Source organism: Paraglaciecola marina (assembly GCF_004360155.1).
In the GTDB taxonomy this organism is placed as follows: domain Bacteria; phylum Pseudomonadota; class Gammaproteobacteria; order Enterobacterales; family Alteromonadaceae; genus Paraglaciecola; species Paraglaciecola marina.
In genome coordinates this window covers 1-17,113 of record NZ_ML178721.1, presented here as the reverse complement: position 1 = coordinate 17,113, position 17,113 = coordinate 1, and the positions used below count along the sequence as shown (strand labels likewise).

16 protein-coding genes are annotated in these 17,113 nt (G+C 40.6%); 8 read left to right on the top strand and 8 right to left on the bottom strand.

The window, feature by feature from the left end; genetic code table 11:
• Positions 1-91: 91 nt before the first annotated feature.
• The 3 genes from EOK74_RS02090 (at position 92) to EOK74_RS02080 (ending at position 2,829) form a co-directional block, all read left to right on the top strand.
• Complete coding sequence (locus tag EOK74_RS02090) at positions 92-895, top strand: glycerol kinase (protein ID WP_239023976.1); 804 nt, start codon at positions 92-94, stop codon at positions 893-895.
• A gap of 61 nt (positions 896-956) precedes the next feature.
• Positions 957-1,916, top strand: a complete 960-nt coding sequence (locus EOK74_RS02085) for a type 2 periplasmic-binding domain-containing protein (protein WP_133468257.1) — start codon at positions 957-959, stop codon at positions 1,914-1,916.
• A 136-nt stretch (positions 1,917-2,052) separates the two neighbouring features.
• On the top strand, positions 2,053-2,829 hold the full coding sequence (locus EOK74_RS02080; protein WP_133468256.1) for an IclR family transcriptional regulator: 777 nt from the start codon (positions 2,053-2,055) through the stop codon (positions 2,827-2,829).
• 301 nt (positions 2,830-3,130) lie between these two features.
• Here the strand turns inward: EOK74_RS02080 and EOK74_RS02075 are convergent, their stop codons facing one another.
• The 6 genes from EOK74_RS02075 to EOK74_RS02050 all read right to left on the bottom strand — a co-directional run bounded on the left by EOK74_RS02075 (position 3,131) and on the right by EOK74_RS02050 (position 8,661).
• Entirely contained in the window at positions 3,131-4,588 is a 1,458-nt protein-coding gene (locus tag EOK74_RS02075) for a sodium:solute symporter family protein (RefSeq protein ID WP_133468255.1), read from the bottom strand.
• A 60-nt stretch (positions 4,589-4,648) separates the two neighbouring features.
• The gene (locus tag EOK74_RS02070; RefSeq protein ID WP_133468254.1) at positions 4,649-5,464 is read right to left on the bottom strand and encodes an SDR family NAD(P)-dependent oxidoreductase; all 816 of its coding nucleotides are present in this window, start codon (positions 5,462-5,464) and stop codon (positions 4,649-4,651) included.
• Positions 5,465-5,488: 24 nt separating this feature from the next.
• Positions 5,489-5,845 (bottom strand): cupin domain-containing protein, encoded by a 357-nt coding sequence (locus EOK74_RS02065; RefSeq protein ID WP_133468253.1) that lies wholly within the window; start codon positions 5,843-5,845, stop codon positions 5,489-5,491.
• Positions 5,846-5,858: 13 nt separating this feature from the next.
• Positions 5,859-6,791, bottom strand: a complete 933-nt coding sequence (gene kce / locus EOK74_RS02060) for a 3,5-dioxohexanoate:acetyl-CoA acetone transferase (RefSeq protein ID WP_133468252.1) — start codon at positions 6,789-6,791, stop codon at positions 5,859-5,861.
• Positions 6,781-7,707 carry a 3-hydroxyacyl-CoA dehydrogenase family protein gene (locus tag EOK74_RS02055; protein WP_133468251.1) on the bottom strand — a complete coding sequence of 309 codons (927 nt, stop codon included), beginning with the start codon at positions 7,705-7,707 and terminating at the stop codon, positions 6,781-6,783. The genes kce and EOK74_RS02055 overlap by 11 nt, the downstream gene beginning before the upstream one ends.
• Before the next feature lie 81 nt (positions 7,708-7,788).
• The gene (locus EOK74_RS02050; protein WP_166638697.1) at positions 7,789-8,661 is read right to left on the bottom strand and encodes a cyclase family protein; all 873 of its coding nucleotides are present in this window, start codon (positions 8,659-8,661) and stop codon (positions 7,789-7,791) included.
• 388 nt (positions 8,662-9,049) lie between these two features.
• Here EOK74_RS02050 and EOK74_RS02045 point away from each other — a divergent pair, with 388 nt between their 5' ends.
• Positions 9,050-11,392, top strand: a complete 2,343-nt coding sequence (locus EOK74_RS02045; protein WP_133468250.1) for a TonB-dependent receptor — start codon at positions 9,050-9,052, stop codon at positions 11,390-11,392.
• Between the two features lie 97 nt (positions 11,393-11,489).
• Here the strand turns inward: EOK74_RS02045 and EOK74_RS02040 are convergent, their stop codons facing one another.
• Complete coding sequence (locus EOK74_RS02040) at positions 11,490-12,389, bottom strand: LysR family transcriptional regulator (RefSeq protein ID WP_133468249.1); 900 nt, start codon at positions 12,387-12,389, stop codon at positions 11,490-11,492.
• A 128-nt stretch (positions 12,390-12,517) separates the two neighbouring features.
• Between EOK74_RS02040 and EOK74_RS02035 the strand changes: the two genes are divergently transcribed.
• The 4 genes from EOK74_RS02035 to EOK74_RS02020 all read left to right on the top strand — a co-directional run bounded on the left by EOK74_RS02035 (position 12,518) and on the right by EOK74_RS02020 (position 16,399).
• A complete protein-coding gene (locus tag EOK74_RS02035; protein WP_133468248.1) occupies positions 12,518-13,219 on the top strand; it encodes a CoA transferase subunit A in 702 nt (233 codons plus the stop codon).
• A gap of 19 nt (positions 13,220-13,238) precedes the next feature.
• On the top strand, positions 13,239-13,895 hold the full coding sequence (locus EOK74_RS02030; protein ID WP_133468247.1) for a 3-oxoacid CoA-transferase subunit B: 657 nt from the start codon (positions 13,239-13,241) through the stop codon (positions 13,893-13,895).
• A 30-nt stretch (positions 13,896-13,925) separates the two neighbouring features.
• Positions 13,926-15,110 (top strand): beta-ketothiolase BktB, encoded by a 1,185-nt coding sequence (bktB, locus tag EOK74_RS02025; RefSeq protein ID WP_133468246.1) that lies wholly within the window; start codon positions 13,926-13,928, stop codon positions 15,108-15,110.
• A gap of 353 nt (positions 15,111-15,463) precedes the next feature.
• Positions 15,464-16,399: an exopolyphosphatase gene (locus tag EOK74_RS02020; RefSeq protein WP_420818920.1), complete on the top strand. Its 936-nt coding sequence runs from the start codon at positions 15,464-15,466 to the stop codon at positions 16,397-16,399.
• A 64-nt stretch (positions 16,400-16,463) separates the two neighbouring features.
• On the opposite strand, the gene EOK74_RS02015 is transcribed toward EOK74_RS02020, so the two are convergent.
• Complete coding sequence (locus tag EOK74_RS02015) at positions 16,464-17,021, bottom strand: zf-TFIIB domain-containing protein (protein WP_133468245.1); 558 nt, start codon at positions 17,019-17,021, stop codon at positions 16,464-16,466.
• Positions 17,022-17,113: the final 92 nt, after the last annotated feature.

Here is a 17,113-nt window from a genome sequence, read left to right as displayed (position 1 = left end):
ATAGTTACATGACATTTTTCCAAAGGGGCAAGGTATTAAGTACTTTTCAACCACGGCACTAGCCAAACGACAAAACTTAGAGCCCAAAGTATTGTTTTCCAAACTCCTTGAGGTTAACTATATTCTTCGCGAGTCTGATAAATGGCAACTCACAGCCAAAGGTAAACTTGCCGGAGGTAAAATCAAAACCTCAGCCAAGCTTGGTAACTATATCGAATGGCCTGAGAATTTTGATCTAAGTAAACTGCCCCCCCATCAAACACCAGATACTCCAATAGCAATGATAACCTCCAGTAAAATGGCTGGGACATTAGGCTTAACTGCGAAAAAGCTAAATCATATTTTCTCAGAACTAGGGTGGCTGAACAAAAATTTAAAAGGTTGGCTCGCAACTGAACATGGCCTCCATCAAGGGGCCCTTCAAAATGAAGACTCGCGTACCGGTATCCCCTATGTGAAATGGCCCGAGACGCTAATAAATTCACCAATACTGTTAGGCGCAATTCAAGCTATGTCAAAAAGCCTAGCTAATTTGAATGATAACGGTCAAGAAACACCCACTAAGTTCTGTTCTGTAGATGGTCATTGGGTAAACTCTGAATCAGAAATGTTGATAGATAACTGGCTTTATCTGGCAGAGATTACTCATGCTTATAATCGCAAGCTACCTATTGAAGAAGAAGTTTATTGTACTTTTTATATTCCAACAGGAAAAGTGTACATTGAATACTGGCGTAATAATCTAGATATAAAGTTACAAGCAAAGAAAGACAAAAAGCTCGCTATATATAAAGAAAACAAATTCAAACTCATAGAGCTAACAGGCCAAGATATTCTAAATCTTGACGAAGTGTTACCCCGCCATTTACTTAGATTTGGCATACAAACTTATTGATACAAGCTATAAATCTAGCTACAGCGTAGTTTCTATAACTAAACCAATGGCAACCTAGACAATGAAACAAACAGCTTTAATGAAATATATATTTGCAGTATTGATATTAGTATCACTGTCTTATGATGCATATTGCCTTGATAAAATTAAAGTTCTTAGGCCCCTGTTAAAGTCAGATAAACGAACTCAGCATAAAGACGAAGTTATATATCGAGCACTTGAAATAACTAGGTCAGAGTTCGGCCCTTTTACATTTGAAACAATTGATGTGGATATGACCCCAGGCAGAGCATTTGCTTCAATGAAAACAGGGGAGTTAATCAATACCTATGTAGCCCCAGGAAACCAACTTTGGGACCAGAGCACTATTCCCATAAAAATACCAATACGAAAAGGGCTGCTCAGTTATCGACTACTCCTGATAAATAAAGCCGATTTATCAAAATTTGAAAATGTAAAAACCTTAGATGACTTAAATAACCTAACAGCAGGATTACAGACAAATTGGGCAACAACTAAAGTCTTTAATGAAGCTAATATTAATATGACTGTGTCTCACACCTTTGAAGGGCTATTTTTAATGTTAGAAAAACAGCGTTTTAATTATATCCCACGAGCAATTTACGAAGTATTTGATGAATTAGATAACCGAAAATCACAGTTAAAAAATATTATTGTAGAACCAAACTTAGCCCTTCATATTCCTATGACCACCTTTGTATATGTTTCGAAAAGTTTTCCTGAAATAGCAAAGCGTATTGAAACGGGTTTGCAAAAGATGGTATCCAATGGTGAACTACATGCAATATTAAACAAATATTATGCTGAGGACATTAAGAGAGCTAATTTAGGATCCAGGCGTATAATTGAAATTGAAAACCCTTATTTTGGAGACGAAAACCAAGATATAATGCAAGACAACAACCTATGGCACCAACAATTAACCCACAAAGAAAAAAGTAGTAGCGTAGAAAAAGTTAAACTGAATAGCATGATGGAAATCATGCCCCTAAACCGATAAAATTGAAAACACGCTACTGTTATCAAGGTAAAAAACAAGGACTTCAAAGCCAGAGCCTGTTTTAAATGTCGATTGAATATGGTTGAAGTGTATTGGATAATAGTACACCTGCATAAGCATATAAGAAGATGACTTAATGGAAAAAAAAGGGACAGCTCGCCAACTAGGTATTCAAGTTATTTCTAGAGCAGCGAAAGTGCTAAAGTCTTTAGAAGGACAGTCAGAAGGTCTAAGTCTAAGTGCGATTGCCAAAGAAGTTGACTTACCTCGTTCCACAGTGCAAAGGATAGTTGCAGCGTTAAGTACTGAAGGCTTTCTGATTTCAGCCAGCGTTGGGGCAAGGGTACGTTTAGGCCCAAGCCTTGTTTCTCTTGGATCGGCTGCAAAAGCGGATATTGATCGCGTTATCCTTCCCCACATGAAAAGACTATCCGTTGAAATAGAAGAGACAGTGGATCTATCTGTTCAAGATGGCAGCGTGATGATTTTTATCGATCAGGTTGTGGCTAATACCCAAAAACTTCGAGCGGTATCATCCGTCGGGGACGCCTTTCCTATTTACAGTTGTGCCAACGGTAAAGCGATATTAGCAAACATGACAGATGCCGAAATTGACGAGTTATTGCAAACTAAGCCGTTAAGTTCTCTTACCGAACACACTATCAGTAGCTTAGATAAGCTCTATATTGAGATTAGTAAAATCAGGAAAAAGGGCATTGCCTTTGATAAAGAAGAACATTGTGATGGTGTATGCGCATTGGGTATAGCGATTGAAGATCCTTACGGTAGAAATATTGCTATTTCTATCCCTATTCCTTCAGTTCGTTTTAATCGAAACAAAAAAGTCATCGCGGAAAAACTCATGGAGTATAAAAAGATTATAGAACAAGCTCTTGGCTCCACACTTCAATAACCCTAGTTTAAACTCAATTGATTTAGCTGCGTAACAACAGCTAAATCACTTTTACCCAAGCTATTCCTTTGCGTTGTTTCTCACTTGCCAAAACGAAAAGAAATAATAGCCAACACCAAATAAAATAATACCAGCCATCCACAGTTCAGTTGCTAGATCTACGTTCATTACTTTGCTCCAAATTTATCGACAATCTTGGCGATAAGGGTAAAGGTGATTACAATAACGGCAATCATTGTTAGTGAAGTGATAAATAATACCATTGCTAAGTTCATATTTGTTTACTTTTTTTTAACATTATTTAAGGTGTGAGTTTGGCTTCTTCACTATGAAAAAGACCATTCTTAGACTCACGAATCACAAGATTGCCGACCAAAGTAATAATTAACGCAATTAGAGCGACAATATGAGCGTTTTCCAACATGGGCAAACCAATATGGTGTTTTATATCGGTAAATGACCAAAATAGATTTACCAGCCAACAGCTTAGAAGTACTAGTGTTGCGATTTTTGTATTTCTCTTCCAAAACAAACCAGAGACAATAATGAAGAAGAATGGCACTAGCCAAGCAAATAACCAGGTTATGGCAGGAATCACGTTAGGTTGTAAATAAAATGTCATGGGGGATGCCAATACGCCTATAACAATGATCGTTCTGCGGATCAAAGCTTTCTCTTTCGCTGGGCTTAACCCACCCTCAACATTAGCCCCAATAATATCTTTCGCAAAAATAGTCGCAGGCGCCAAAGCGGACATAGCAAAGGTAGATAATAAGGCTCCTAAAAAGCCGGCTTGTAAAAGGACAACTAACCATGTTGGAAGCAACTCCACTATTAATCTAGCGCCTGCTAGTTTAGGACCAAGTTGTGCAAATTCGGGAATAGTGGCGGCAGCTAGACCAACTAAAACAGGGAACACACCAAATAATCCATTGATTGGAGCCGCTATCCATAAGGCTTTTTTGATGGTTTGCTCATTTTTTGCCGACATTGCTGCCTGCATACCCTGTTGATTAACTGATTGTGAAAACACTACCGAGAATATCGCCGCTAAGCCAAAGCCCACTAATAAGTCTGGCGTGCCTAATATAGACAACTTAAATTCTTCCCCACTATTTACATAATGTTGAGTGACCCCCTGCCAGCCATCTGGTAAAACAAATGCTAAGTAAATACCTGCAATAATCACAGCTGTGTACATGACCACCGCGTTGACTAAGTTTACCCACATGGTCTGTTTAATACCTCCCATGCATACATATGCGGTGCCAATAGCAGCACCTAACACAGCAGACCATCCTAATGACCAACCAGACATTGCAGATATGCCTATTCCAAGGGTTTGTGTCTCTAAGGTAACTAAACCAAATACCACCATGGCACCCACGCATGCCGTATAGGTACGCAATTTTTTTCCGTACAATTTACCAATTAACTCTGGGATTGTGGCCGAACCCACACGGCGGATCCATGGTCCAGTTCCAAGGCAAATGACACACAATAATATTGTATGAGCGAAACAAAACCAGAGGGCCACAGCTCCTATTGCAAAAGACATCTCCATCAAGCCATACACATGTGCTGAGCCTAGGTATGTAATAGCTATAGTCACGGAAAACATCGCGACGCCAGCATCTCGTCCACCTAACGCCATATCTGTTATTTGCTGCTGTTGCTTAGCTTTGTAGCTTAAGTATTTTCCAATACCGCAAATGACGATAATGTTGTAGACCAGTACCAAGATTAGAATACTGTTCATATACTACCTCTGTTGTCACTTCTAATTATTATCATTATTGAAGGCTCTACTTGTCGCAGGTTACCCCGCGGTGCATCCGCCATCGACATAAACAACCTGACCATTGATAAAGTCTGAAGCCGGTGCTGACAAGAATAATACTAAGCCCACCATATCTTTAGTTTCAGCCACCCGCCCCATAGGTAATCTTGCCAAAAATGGGGCAATCCGCACAGGGTCTTCACATATTTCTTGTGTGAGCGGCGATTTAATCAGTGTAGGAGCAATGGCATTGATGTTGATCGCAAAGTTTTCTTTCACTCCTTTTATCGACCATTCAGTTGAAAGTTGTTTAGTTAGGCTATCAACGGCAGCTTTAGAAGCCGCATAGGCGGTGTAACCATCAGGATGACCGCAAAACCCACGAACCGATGAAGTATTGATGATTTTTCCATGACCTTTTTGCATAAAGTATTGACCAAAAGCTTGGCAAGGGATCAAAGTGCCAGTCACATTAACATTCATGATTTGAGCAAACTTATCAGCTGGCATTTGTTCTGCCGGCGCTCTAAATGCCATTCCTGCATTGTTGACTAATATATCAATGCGACCAAATTGTTGATCTACGGCTGTAACCAATGCCGCAATGGATTGAGAGTTTGTGACATCAGATTGAATGGCGATGCATTCGCCCCCTACTTCTTTTACTGATTCAACTGTCTCTAGTAGTGTTTGCATGTTTCTCGCCGTGACCACTACTTTAGCGCCGTGCAAAGCAAAGGCTCGAGCATAAGCTGCGCCTAAGGTGCCGTTACCGCCAGTGATAACAGCAACTTTGTCTTTTAAGTTGAACATACTTTGTGCGAAGTCATCACTCCACGTTTCAGTCATTGACATGATTTATCCTTTATTACTAATGGCTTATGAAGTAGAGACAGTCACTAACACTGTGGCTGTTCTATTGGTATTGTTCATCAACTTACGGCCTTCGTCTGGATGGATGGCGACAGAATCACCGCCACTGAGAATATACGACTGATTTTTTTCATCAGTAACAGTCAACTCGCCGTCGATGACGTAGTAAGATTTCTCAAATTCAGCACCAAAGGTATTTTTTTGATACTGCATCTCTGCCCCGCCTTTAGGTAAAAAATAACTGAGACCTTGCCAAAACTTCTTTAGGCCGCTTTCTTCAAGCCCTTGCATTTTTAACGCAACCATATTGAAATGTGCAGGTGGGTTGTAAGGCTTTAATGTCGTTAAGTTAACTATTTTCATCACATTCTCCTTGTTAAAAACCGACTTGGTCTTTGCCTTTCAAACCTAAGATCTGGCGAGTTTCTTCTGGGGTGGCAATGTCTAAAGAAAACTCAGCCAACACACGCTTAATCTTTTCAACTTGTTGAGCATTGCTTGTAGCCATTTCACCACGACCAATAAACAAACTATCTTCTAGTCCGACTCTTACGTTTCCACCCATCAAAGCCGCTTGCGTTGAAAATGGCATTTGGCTTTTTCCGGCTGCCAACACTGACCACTGATAATCATCACCAAATAATCGGTCTGCAGTGCTTCGCATAAACATCAGGTTTTCTTCATCTGCGCCAATGCCACCTAAAATACCGAATATGGTTTGAATGAAGAATGGCGGTTTGATTAGCCCTCTGTCGGCGAAGTGAGCAAGATTGTAGAGGTGGCCCACGTCATAACATTCATGTTCAAACTTGGTACCGTGTTCTGCCATGATTGTCATGATTTTTTCAATATCTCTAAAGGTATTACGAAATATGAAGTCATCACTGCTGCGCACATACTCTTCTTCCCAATCGTATTTCCACGTTTTGTAACGATCGGCTAGGGGGAACATGGCAAAGTTTAAACTGCCCATATTCAAGGAACACATTTCTGGCTTAACTAACATGGCTGCAGAAAGTCGCTCTTCAACCGTCATGGTCGGACTGCCCCCCGTGGTGAGATTGATAACGGCATCTGTTCGTTCTTTAATAGCCGGCAAAAACTTCATATAAACTTTTGGGTCGCCAGTGGGCTGACCATTTTCTGGATCTCTTGCATGTAAATGAATAATAGAAGCACCCGCTTCAGCGGCTTTAAGCGACTCATCGGCTATCTGTTCAGGGGTAATAGGTAATGCATCTGACATAGTTGGGGTATGCATTGCACCTGTAATAGCACAGGTAATAATAACTTTACGATTAGGTTTCATCTTGCTTCTCTCTTTTGTTTTGTGCGTTAAGCAAATATTGGTTGAGATTATCTCTAACACCTTGTGCTTTTTCCGTTGACCATTGAATAAACCCTTTTCCAGATTTCATACCCAAATTGCCATCAGCTACTTTATGTTTAAGTACATCTGCAGGTGATTGCTGGTTGTTAATGCTAGGAAGGATGACATTGTGAATGTCTAGCGTAAGGTCTAACCCGACTAAGTCGGCATTTTCAATGGGGCCTAATACGGGGAGTCGCAGGCCAAAACTATTTTTCACTACTAGGTCGATACCTTCAGGTGAACATACCCCGTCATTGATGAGTGCAATGGCCTCTCGCCAAAGTGCGTGTTGCATGCGGTTACCAACAAACCCCGGAACATCTTTTTGAATGTGTACAGGCGTTTTTCCAACATATGTCAGCAGCTCCATCATTGTATTAACAGCCTGCTCACTACTTTGTTCACTCTGGACTACTTCAACTAGAGGCACCAAATAGGGGGGATTCCACCAATGAGTCCCAACAACTTGATCTTGATAATTTAGACCAGAAAATATATCGACAATAGGGATGACTGATGTATTGCTTGCAACTATTGTTGTGGGTTCAACAAAAGGCAAAATATCTGCAAATATCTTTTGTTTAATTGCCAGCTTTTCAGGTGCGGCTTCAATAATAAAATCAGCATTGGATATGGCTGATTGCATATCACCTGTTACCTGAATAAACCCTAGCGAAGCATGCGACATGTTTAAACTAGTTAGATTAGCTGCTATTTTGTCTTTTGCAGATCCGCGCGCTTCGGCAATAGAATCATAAATGGTCACCTGTATATTTTTGACAGCAAACACTTGGGCAATACCACAACCCATGAGTCCTGCGCCAATAACGGTAACGTTTGAATTTTTGAACATAAGGCTATCTCAGCTTATAAAAGTGAATAGTTTAAAGGTGAATAATTGCCTCAGCAGTTTGAGTCCGCTGAGGCAGGTTAATTACTCAGTTTCACCTTTTCCAATTCGATATTCGCCTGACGGATCGACCATAGCCACTAAACGAACAATACAACCGTCTCCCCCTTTCCAGCGCCATGGGAAAGCTGCAAGCGTGCAGCGTTTACCTGTGACTTTATCGAGTTCACCGCCAACATTTTCTATTCCGCATATGCCGTTGCTTAACAACGCGTTATGGCAAGGCTCCCAATCTGGGAAATCTTCAAGCACTGTGCGCCCAGTGTGTTCTTGGTACTCTTTTTCAAGATGTGGAATAAGCGGGCCAGGACCATGAGGACCAATTGCAGTACCAAGAGGGTGGTCAAGTGCTTGCACATCAATCCCGACCATTTTTACTTTTTTCTTGGCTAGCCATTCGCCAGCTTCTTTATACAAACCTGGACCATAGTGATAGTACTCAGCTGAGTCTGCATAAGTATGATGCCAACCAGTATTGATGATCACTATGTCACCTTCACGAATTTTAGGGCGAGCATTTTCTAAATCTTCAGCCGTGATCACTTCCCATTTTTTCTTAGGAATAGACACTACAACACCCGTACCAAAAAAGCGTGGTAGTGGCATTTGATCCATAAATGGAGTGCCTTCAACTACGTGAGCTGGGGCATCAATATGGGTACCAGAATGCATGACAGTGGTAATACGCTGAGTGAGTACACCTGACTTGGACATACCGTGCAAACGCTCAATTTTTACGTCTTCAAAGTACGGCCAACAAGGTTGACCTAAGCCCCATTCGTGACTTAAGTCATAGAATTGCATACCCGTGTCGTTGTTTAAATTTTCTTCTTGGATCATTGCATCCATATCTTGCTTAGGAATTTTATGAACGCGTTTAATATCATTAATTTTCATTTTTCACCTGACCGTATTGTGGTTAAACTGTATCGCCTAGTGAATCTACCAGCAGTTTCCGCACATGTCAAACATATGTAAATATTATGTTTCAATATGTTTAAATTTAATATGCCCATAAAAAACAATGACTTATATTTTTATTTGGATTGTCGCAATGTTAAGTATCGGAAATAAAAAATAGAATAAAATTAATTTACACTTTATTCACAAATATTTGACAACTCATTACATGTGGGTGTAGGTTACCTACCTAGCAATACATCTAACCCACATAGTGGTTAAATTGCAGAATTTTATAAACCTTACTTATCATCAAAAATATCTAAATGTCATGCGCCACAGCTGCGATATTTCGTACAAGGCGTAAGTGGGAGAGACCAAGACAATGAAACGAAACAAGCTCAATGCAATTTGCAGTAGAATATTATTAGGTTACGTGGGTGTTAACTCACATTTAATATATGCAGCCCAAGATATTAATGACACGCAAAATAGCGTTAATGCAGATACGTCAGTAAAAGAGGCTAAATCAGCCACGCTAGAAGTTATCCAAGTTACCTCACAGAAGCGCTTGCAAACCTTGCAAGAAGTACCTGCTACGGTTACCGCAGTTTCTGGCGATGAGATTGCTGAATATGGTATAGACGACTTATTTGAAATTGCAGCACTAGTACCTGGTATGGTGTTCTCAAGAGCGCCAGATGATGGGCTAGCGCTTACCCTGAGAGGCTTAGGTACACCGGCAAGAACACAATCTTTTGATCAGTCTGTTGCGTTGTTTCAGGACGGTATGTTTTTAGGTAAAGGTCGAATGTATTCCACTGCATTTTTTGATGTTGAGAGAATTGAGGTAATCAAAGGGACGCAAAGTACCTTGCTGGGTAAAAATACCAGTTTAGGGGCCATCAGTATCATGTCGAAAAGGCCAAGTGGTGATTTTGACGGCAACATTACCGCCGGTGTCGAAGTGGCAAATGGAGGTTGGAGTCTAGACGGAGGGGTCAATATTCCTGTCTCAGATGACTTCAACGTGCGAGTGGCAGGCCATTTGGTACAACAACAAGGTTGGGTCACCAACTTAGCAACAGGGCGAGATGTACCAGAAGATGACGATATTGGTGTGCGTGTTACGGCGCAGTATACTCCCACTGATTCACTCACAGTCACTGGCATTTACCAACATTCAGTTAGCGAACGTATTGGTAATGGTTATCAATGGGTGGATAACGGAGGGTATTTAAGTCAAGACGTGTTAGATCTTGTTGGTGAAGCAGATTTAGATGATACAAAAACGGCATTGTGCATTGAATGTCCTAATGAAGAGAGTTTTCACGAAACGAACGTAGATTCATTTAACTTGACCATAGAATATGACCTAGACGACCATACCTTTACTTCCGTTACCTCTTCCGCCACCTATGATATCAGCTTCTTTGATGATTTTGATTTTGGCAATGCCATTGATGAAGTGACTTACGTCACCACTGGCGAAGTTGAGTATTACAGCACTTACTTTGAACGAAATGAGACTTACGACCAGTTTTCTCAAGAGTTTAGACTGGCGTCAAATGGCGGTGAAAAGTTAGATTATATGTTCGGTTTATTTTACTTTAATAGTGACTGGGACTCACTGGAAGAGCAGTTTTTTAATACGCCAAATTTTCCCCCTGTTGGCCCAGTAGGGCAAATTTTTAATGGATCTTTTGGCAATGATTTTAAGCAGGAAACAGAAACTCTCTCTGCTTTTGCCCAATCTGATATGTATATCACTGATTCCATCACATTTTCAGCTGGTTTACGTTATACCGATGAGTCTAAAGACGTGATTTTTAATCGTATTCAAGGATCTGTTGCCACCTTATGGAATACTGTGATCAATCCTCCCTTTGAATCGGAGTTATACTTTGAAGATAGCTTTTTAAACGGCAATATGTCTTTAAAGTATGAGCTAAGTCGTAACACTGTGCTCTACACATCTTATGGTTTAGGTAGCAAAACAGGGGGGTTTGCGGAGTCGGCTGAAGTGACAAGCGGCGATCCATCATTGCATGTATCTGAAGGAGGCGCACAGGTTAAATCTGAAGAAACTCAGACCTACGAGATGGGCAGTAAGATGGTATTGTTCGATAGCAGAATGAATCTGAATGCGGCGTTATTTTACAGTGAGATTGAAAATTTCCAAGAAACCTCTTTTCTTGTTACCGATGAAAGCGCAGGTTTTCTGACTCAAAATGTGGATGTGGAATCAACAGGTTTTGAATTAGATGGAAAGTACCAGTTGACGCCCGATCTGCGGATAAATGGTGCCATTACCTACGCAGATACAGTACATGTTGATGACGGAAGTGATCTAGCCCAAGCCCCAAAATTAACGGGTAACATCGGATATTTTTATGACACGGAAATATCATCTGGGATGATCCTCACATCAAGTGGTGATATTCGTCACCGCGGTAAGATGGTCAGCCAAATTAATGAAACCTATCCATCAGACAGTTTAACTACAGCTGATTTAACATTGGGTTTAGCATCGGCAGAAGAAACATGGAAAGTGATGCTTATTGTACAGAATATTACCAATGCACGAGCGAGTGAATTTAGTGGGCCACCTGCAGCGCCTATTGGTGCTGTTTTAGGTGCGCCAACAGGAGACCAAGGTATTACAGCGGAAACCCTCAATACTCAGCGTATGATCAAGCTACAATTTAGTTATAACTTCTTCGACTAAGTGTGGCCTCTCTAAAAAAGCGCTGACATCTGTACTGGTTGTCAGCGCTTTTTAGTTTACAAAATGATTGTCCACATATGCTGCCAGCGCCCGAGTATCAATCGACAAACCCGCCGCAAAGCGTTTTAATGAATTGTTCTGCGCTTTTAGATAAAGGCGCTCTTTTTTTGGTAATGATACCTATATTTCTGGTAACAGTAGGAATAACTAAAGGCCTGTATTCTATGCCTGATTGAACGATATTATTCGCATAGATTTGCGGCATTGCACTTACTCCCAACCCTTTAGCTATTAAGGTGACTATAGTCAATAACTGATTAGCTTCAATTTCAACACTTATGTTACCGCCTACAGTTGCTAGACTTTGCTCGATTAAGTATCGAATGTTAGAAGGCTTTTGCAAAGCAATAAAAGGGAAGCGGGTAAGTTGTTCCCAACTCACGTATTGATTCTCCAATAAAATATGGCCTGTCGGCAAAGCTGCCACAAACTCATCGGTAAACAGAGGTTCAAAACTTAGGTCATCGAGTTCACTGGGTTCAAAGGTAATCGCCAACTCTGCACGCTCTAACCTAACCATTTCGATGGCTTCTTCGGCCACAACATCAAAAATTTTAATATTTACTGCGGGGCACTCTGACTTAAAATGTTGAATGTATTTAGCTAAATTTGCACTAGCAAAAGACGGCATAACAGCAATATTTAGAAGACCCCTGCTCAAACCAAATAAATTTTTTATTTCACCAAGCGAACTCTCGGCATCTAACAGTAATCGTCTTGCTGAATTTAAAAATACCTTGCCCTCTGGGGTGAGCACTAATGCCCGCGTCGTACGATAAAATAATTTACCACCAACAATATCTTCTAGATTCTTAATACTTATACTTAAAGCCGGCTGGCTAATATGTAAGTACTCACATGCTTCTGCAAAACTGCCAAATCTGGCCACCGTAGAAAAAGCATTTAATTGCTTCAATGTCATACTTTTATTCATCATATTTGTTTCTACTTTGTTTAAAATAACAATTAATAAATTTTATTTATTAATTGTTATTTTATTTATATTTGATAAATGAATATTAATCAATCAATCTTAGTAAAAATATCCAATAAGAGAATTTTCTAATGTCAGGTTTTAACAAAGTGGTAAATAGTTATCAGGAGGCAATGGCTGGCTTATCTGATGATATGACCGTGATTGCTGGCGGTTTTGGTTTATGTGGTATTCCCGAAGGTTTGATTGCAGAAATTAGACACAAACAGACCAAAGGCTTAACCGTAGTATCCAACAACTGTGGGGTAGATAACTTTGGTTTAGGCTTATTACTCATCGATAAACAAATCAAAAAAATGGTCTCTTCTTATGTGGGTGAAAATGCCTTATTCGAAAAACAACTTCTTTCAGGCGAGTTGGAAGTAGAACTTACTCCACAAGGCACACTAGCAGAGAAAATGCGTGCAGGCGGTGCGGGTATCCCTGCATTTTATACTGCGACTGGATATGGCACGCCAGTGGGCGAAGGCAAAGAAGTGCGAGAGTTCAATGGTCGTAAGTACATTATGGAAGAGGCTATCCAAGGCGATTTCGCCATAGTGAAGGCTTGGAAAGCAGATACATTCGGCAATTTGGTTTACAGAAAAACCGCCCGTAATTTTAATCCTATGGCAGCCACAGCGGGGAAAATCACGGTAGTTGAAGTAGAGGAAATTGTTCAGCCAGGAGAACTAGATCCTGATGCAATCCATACCCCTGGAATATATGTTGACCGATTGATTAAAGGGTCGTTCGAAAAAGTAATAGAGCAACGCACAGTGCGCCAAGCATAACCAGAATAGGAGAAACATTATGGCTTTATCTCGTGAACAATTGGCGATGCGTGTCGCACAAGAATTACAAGATGGTTATTACGTGAATCTAGGTATTGGGATCCCCACCCTTGTAGCTAACTATGTACCCCAAGGCATTGACGTTATGTTGCAGTCAGAAAACGGCTTATTGGGTATGGGACCTTTTCCTAATGAACAAGAAATTGATGCTGATTTAATTAATGCAGGCAAACAAACTGTCACTATGGCAACAGGGGCGGTGTTGTTTGATAGTGCCGAGTCCTTCGCCATGATCCGCGGCGGGCACGTAGATTTAACTGTACTGGGAGCTTTTGAGGTAGATGTGAACGGTAATATTGCGTCCTATATGATCCCTGGCAAGTTAGTCAAAGGTATGGGCGGTGCCATGGATCTTGTGGCAGGCGCTGACAATATTATTGTCACTATGACCCACGCATCAAAACATGGTGAGTCAAAACTGCTAGCTAACTGTACCTTGCCGCTCACTGGTCAAGGCTGCATTAAAAAAGTATTAACCGATTTAGCCTTTATTGAAATAAAACAAGGAAAATTTCATTTACTGGAACGCGCCCCCGGGGTCTCAGTTGAAGAAATAATTAAGCTGACAGATGGCGAATTAGTGGTGCCAGAACATGTACCTGAAATGAATATTTAGTCACTATAAAACAAGACTTGGATAGATAATATGAGTAACAGAGAAGTAGTATTTTTAAGCAGTGTAAGAACGGCAATTGCCGATTTTGGTGGTGGGTTAAAAGACGTCGCCCCGACAGATTTAGCAGGCACAGTGGTCGCTGAAGCGATCAAACGTTCCCAGGCAAAAGTGGAAGACTTTGGTCATTGTGTCATCGGCAATGTAACCCATTCAGACAGACGTGACATGTACATGAGTCGTGTGGCGGCTCTTAAAGGTGGACTACCAGAGTCAACTCCAGCACTCACCGTCAATCGTTTATGTGGTTCAGGTCTGCAAGCCATTGTATCCGCCGCGCAATTATTGCTATTAGATGATTGCGACCTCGCAGTCGCTGGGGGCGCAGAGTCCATGTCACGAGTGCCTTATTGGGCGCCTAATGCTCGCTTTGGTTCTAAAATGGGTGATACCACTATGGTTGACCCAATGGTGGGCGCACTGACTTGCCCCATAGGTGATACACATATGGGAGTCACCGCCGAAAATATTGCACAGCGTTGGCAGGTAAGCCGTGAAGAGCAAGACATCGCGGCAGTTAATTCTCATCATAGAGCCCAACGTGCCATCGAAGACAATCGGTTTGACGGACAAATTGTGCCAATTGAGATAAAAACGCGGAAGGGCGTAGTAGAATTTAAGACAGACGAGCATGTAAGGTTTGATTGTACGCTTGGTGATATGGAAAAACTTCGCACCGTATTTAAAAAAGACGGCACTGTGACAGCCGGCAATGCATCAGGCATCAATGATGCAGCCGCAGCGTTAGTCATGGCTGATAGTGGATATGCCAAAAAACACAATCTACAACCCGTAGCAAAGTTAGTCGGTTATGCCTTCGCTGGAGTGGCACCAGATATTATGGGCATTGGCCCTGTGCCAGCAGTTAACAAGTTGTTAGCTAAAACAGGGGTTGATAAAGATGATATAGACGTATGGGAAGTCAATGAAGCTTTTGCTGCACAAGCACTAGCAGTTTGTCGTGATCTCAAATTAGATATGGCAAAAGTTAACCCCAATGGCTCAGGTATTTCATTAGGTCACCCTATTGGTGCCACTGGCGCGCTCATTACTGTTAAAGCTATCCACGAGTTACAACGCATTAATGGCCGGTATGCGGTGGTCACTATGTGTATTGGTGGTGGCCAAGGTATCGCGGCGTTGATTGAAAAATGTTAGTCAACATGGAACCTGTTTAAAAAATAAACCTAAATGCCTAGTTCAAAATCCAAGCTTTCTACAAAAAGAGAGCTACCTATGACGGAACAGGCATTTAATACCAATCCGTAATGATAACTACCCACTCAGAATGCAAAGAAAGCAATAATTATAAGTATATTCACGTATATCATACCCGACTCAAAAATATCATAACTCATTGTTTTAAAAAATTTAAATATTAAAGCAGCAATACCATGGTATTCAACAAAATACCTACAAAGTCCCTCACTAGTACTACTCTAATCCTATCTTATATACACACCCAATACATGAACGACCACATTAGGAGAAGTAACTTGTCAACCATGCCCATTTTAGAAACTAGATTTCGACTTGTAACACGGAGCGATTTCGATGGCTTAGTCTGTGCTGTTTTATTAAAAAAATTAGACCTAATTGATGAAATCAAATTTGTGCATCCAAAAGACATGCAGGATGGCAAAGTCGACATTACTTCCAATGATATCACCACCAACTTACCTTACGTGCCTGGCTGTCATGTGGCTTTTGACCATCACTTAAGCGAAATATCGAGACGTGGAAACGATCCTAAAAGTAACCATATTATTAATCCAAACGCCCCATCTGCCGCGAGAGTAGTTTACGATTATTACGGTGGTCATGACGTATTTCCTGAAGCCTGGGATGATATGATTGCGGCGGTAGATAAAGCCGACTCAGCACAATTTAGCAAAGATGAAATACTGAACCCTGAAGGGTGGGTACTATTAAATTATTTAATGGACAGCCGCACAGGACTAGGCCGTTTTAGAAACTTCAGAATTTCTAACTACCAACTGATGATGGAATTAATTGACTGTTGTGGTACTAAAACAATAGATGAAATTATCGCTTTACCAGATGTTCAAGAACGTATAGCTCTTTACACTGAGCACTCTGAATTATTTACCGATCAAATAAAGCGTTGTGCCACTGTTTTCGGTAATGCTGTTGTTTTAGACTTGAGAGAAGAAGAAACTATTTATGCCGGAAATCGCTTTATGATTTATGCGTTATTTCCACAGTGTAATATTTCAATTCACCAAATTTGGGGTTTCCAACGCCAGAACGTTGTGTTTGCTATTGGCAAATCTATTCTTGATAGAAGCTCTAAAACCAATGTAGGTGAATTATGTTTACAATTTGGCGGTGGAGGCCATAACGCAGCAGGTACTTGCCAAGTATTAGAAGCACAGGTTGATGAAACCAAAGCTGCGCTAATACAAAAAATCACCAATGATGGTTAATCTATTCCATTAGATTAATACCTTTAAAAAAATAGCGGCCTTAGCCGCTATTTTTTTATTCAAATTACTTATCTACAGAGTAAGGGTCTTCAGCAAGTAGGTACGCTCTTAAGTCAGACTTTTGTTCTTGGGACACCAACCAGTTGCGAATTTCTTTAATCTTAAGGTAGTTCTCAGTACCAAATTTGGCTTCATAGATATCAGAGAAATTTTGTCTGGAATTATTATTGCGGATATTCTTTTGCCAATGTTGAGTCACTACTGCATTTAAACATCCAGCTAGCCCCTCGCTTTTTAATAATTCCCATTCACCTTTATCTAACCATAAACCACCAACAACCGAACTATAATCAAGTTTATGTTCATTCTCTGCAGAAATCCTAAACTTGCGCATTATGGTACCCGAAACAGGACATAATAAAGCATTTTTACTATCTGAAATTTCTGACTCATATACCGTTATATCTTCAGAAAACGCATAATCAGGATTTCGTTCCTTCCATGAGACATAGTCTTCAATCAACACCCAGCTACCAGCGCAATTTGAGCATGTATGAGCTCGAAATCGACCATCTATAAAGCTTGGGGCTAAAGACCCTTTTTTACAACTAGTACAATTCATAACCATCCTTAAATACAATAGTTCGCGCTAGAAATTGAAAAACGCTAAACAAAAAAACAACCTAAATAATAACAATAAATTGATACTAATAC

Bases quoted from the DNA above. Each gene is read 5' to 3' on its own strand.
- EOK74_RS02085 (WP_133468257.1), top strand. From the start codon at position 957: ATGAAACAAACAGCTTTAATGAAATATATATTTGCAGTATTGATATTA.
- EOK74_RS02080 (WP_133468256.1), top strand. From the start codon at position 2,053: ATGGAAAAAAAAGGGACAGCTCGCCAACTAGGTATTCAAGTTATTTCT.
- EOK74_RS02075 (WP_133468255.1), bottom strand. From the start codon at position 4,588: ATGAACAGTATTCTAATCTTGGTACTGGTCTACAACATTATCGTCATT.
- EOK74_RS02070 (WP_133468254.1), bottom strand. From the start codon at position 5,464: ATGTCAATGACTGAAACGTGGAGTGATGACTTCGCACAAAGTATGTTC.
- EOK74_RS02065 (WP_133468253.1), bottom strand. From the start codon at position 5,845: ATGAAAATAGTTAACTTAACGACATTAAAGCCTTACAACCCACCTGCA.
- kce (WP_133468252.1), bottom strand. From the start codon at position 6,791: ATGAAACCTAATCGTAAAGTTATTATTACCTGTGCTATTACAGGTGCA.
- EOK74_RS02055 (WP_133468251.1), bottom strand. From the start codon at position 7,707: ATGTTCAAAAATTCAAACGTTACCGTTATTGGCGCAGGACTCATGGGT.
- EOK74_RS02050 (WP_166638697.1), bottom strand. From the start codon at position 8,661: ATGAAAATTAATGATATTAAACGCGTTCATAAAATTCCTAAGCAAGAT.
- EOK74_RS02045 (WP_133468250.1), top strand. From the start codon at position 9,050: ATGAAACGAAACAAGCTCAATGCAATTTGCAGTAGAATATTATTAGGT.
- EOK74_RS02040 (WP_133468249.1), bottom strand. From the start codon at position 12,389: ATGATGAATAAAAGTATGACATTGAAGCAATTAAATGCTTTTTCTACG.
- EOK74_RS02035 (WP_133468248.1), top strand. From the start codon at position 12,518: ATGTCAGGTTTTAACAAAGTGGTAAATAGTTATCAGGAGGCAATGGCT.
- EOK74_RS02030 (WP_133468247.1), top strand. From the start codon at position 13,239: ATGGCTTTATCTCGTGAACAATTGGCGATGCGTGTCGCACAAGAATTA.
- bktB (WP_133468246.1), top strand. From the start codon at position 13,926: ATGAGTAACAGAGAAGTAGTATTTTTAAGCAGTGTAAGAACGGCAATT.
- EOK74_RS02015 (WP_133468245.1), bottom strand. From the start codon at position 17,021: ATGAATTGTACTAGTTGTAAAAAAGGGTCTTTAGCCCCAAGCTTTATA.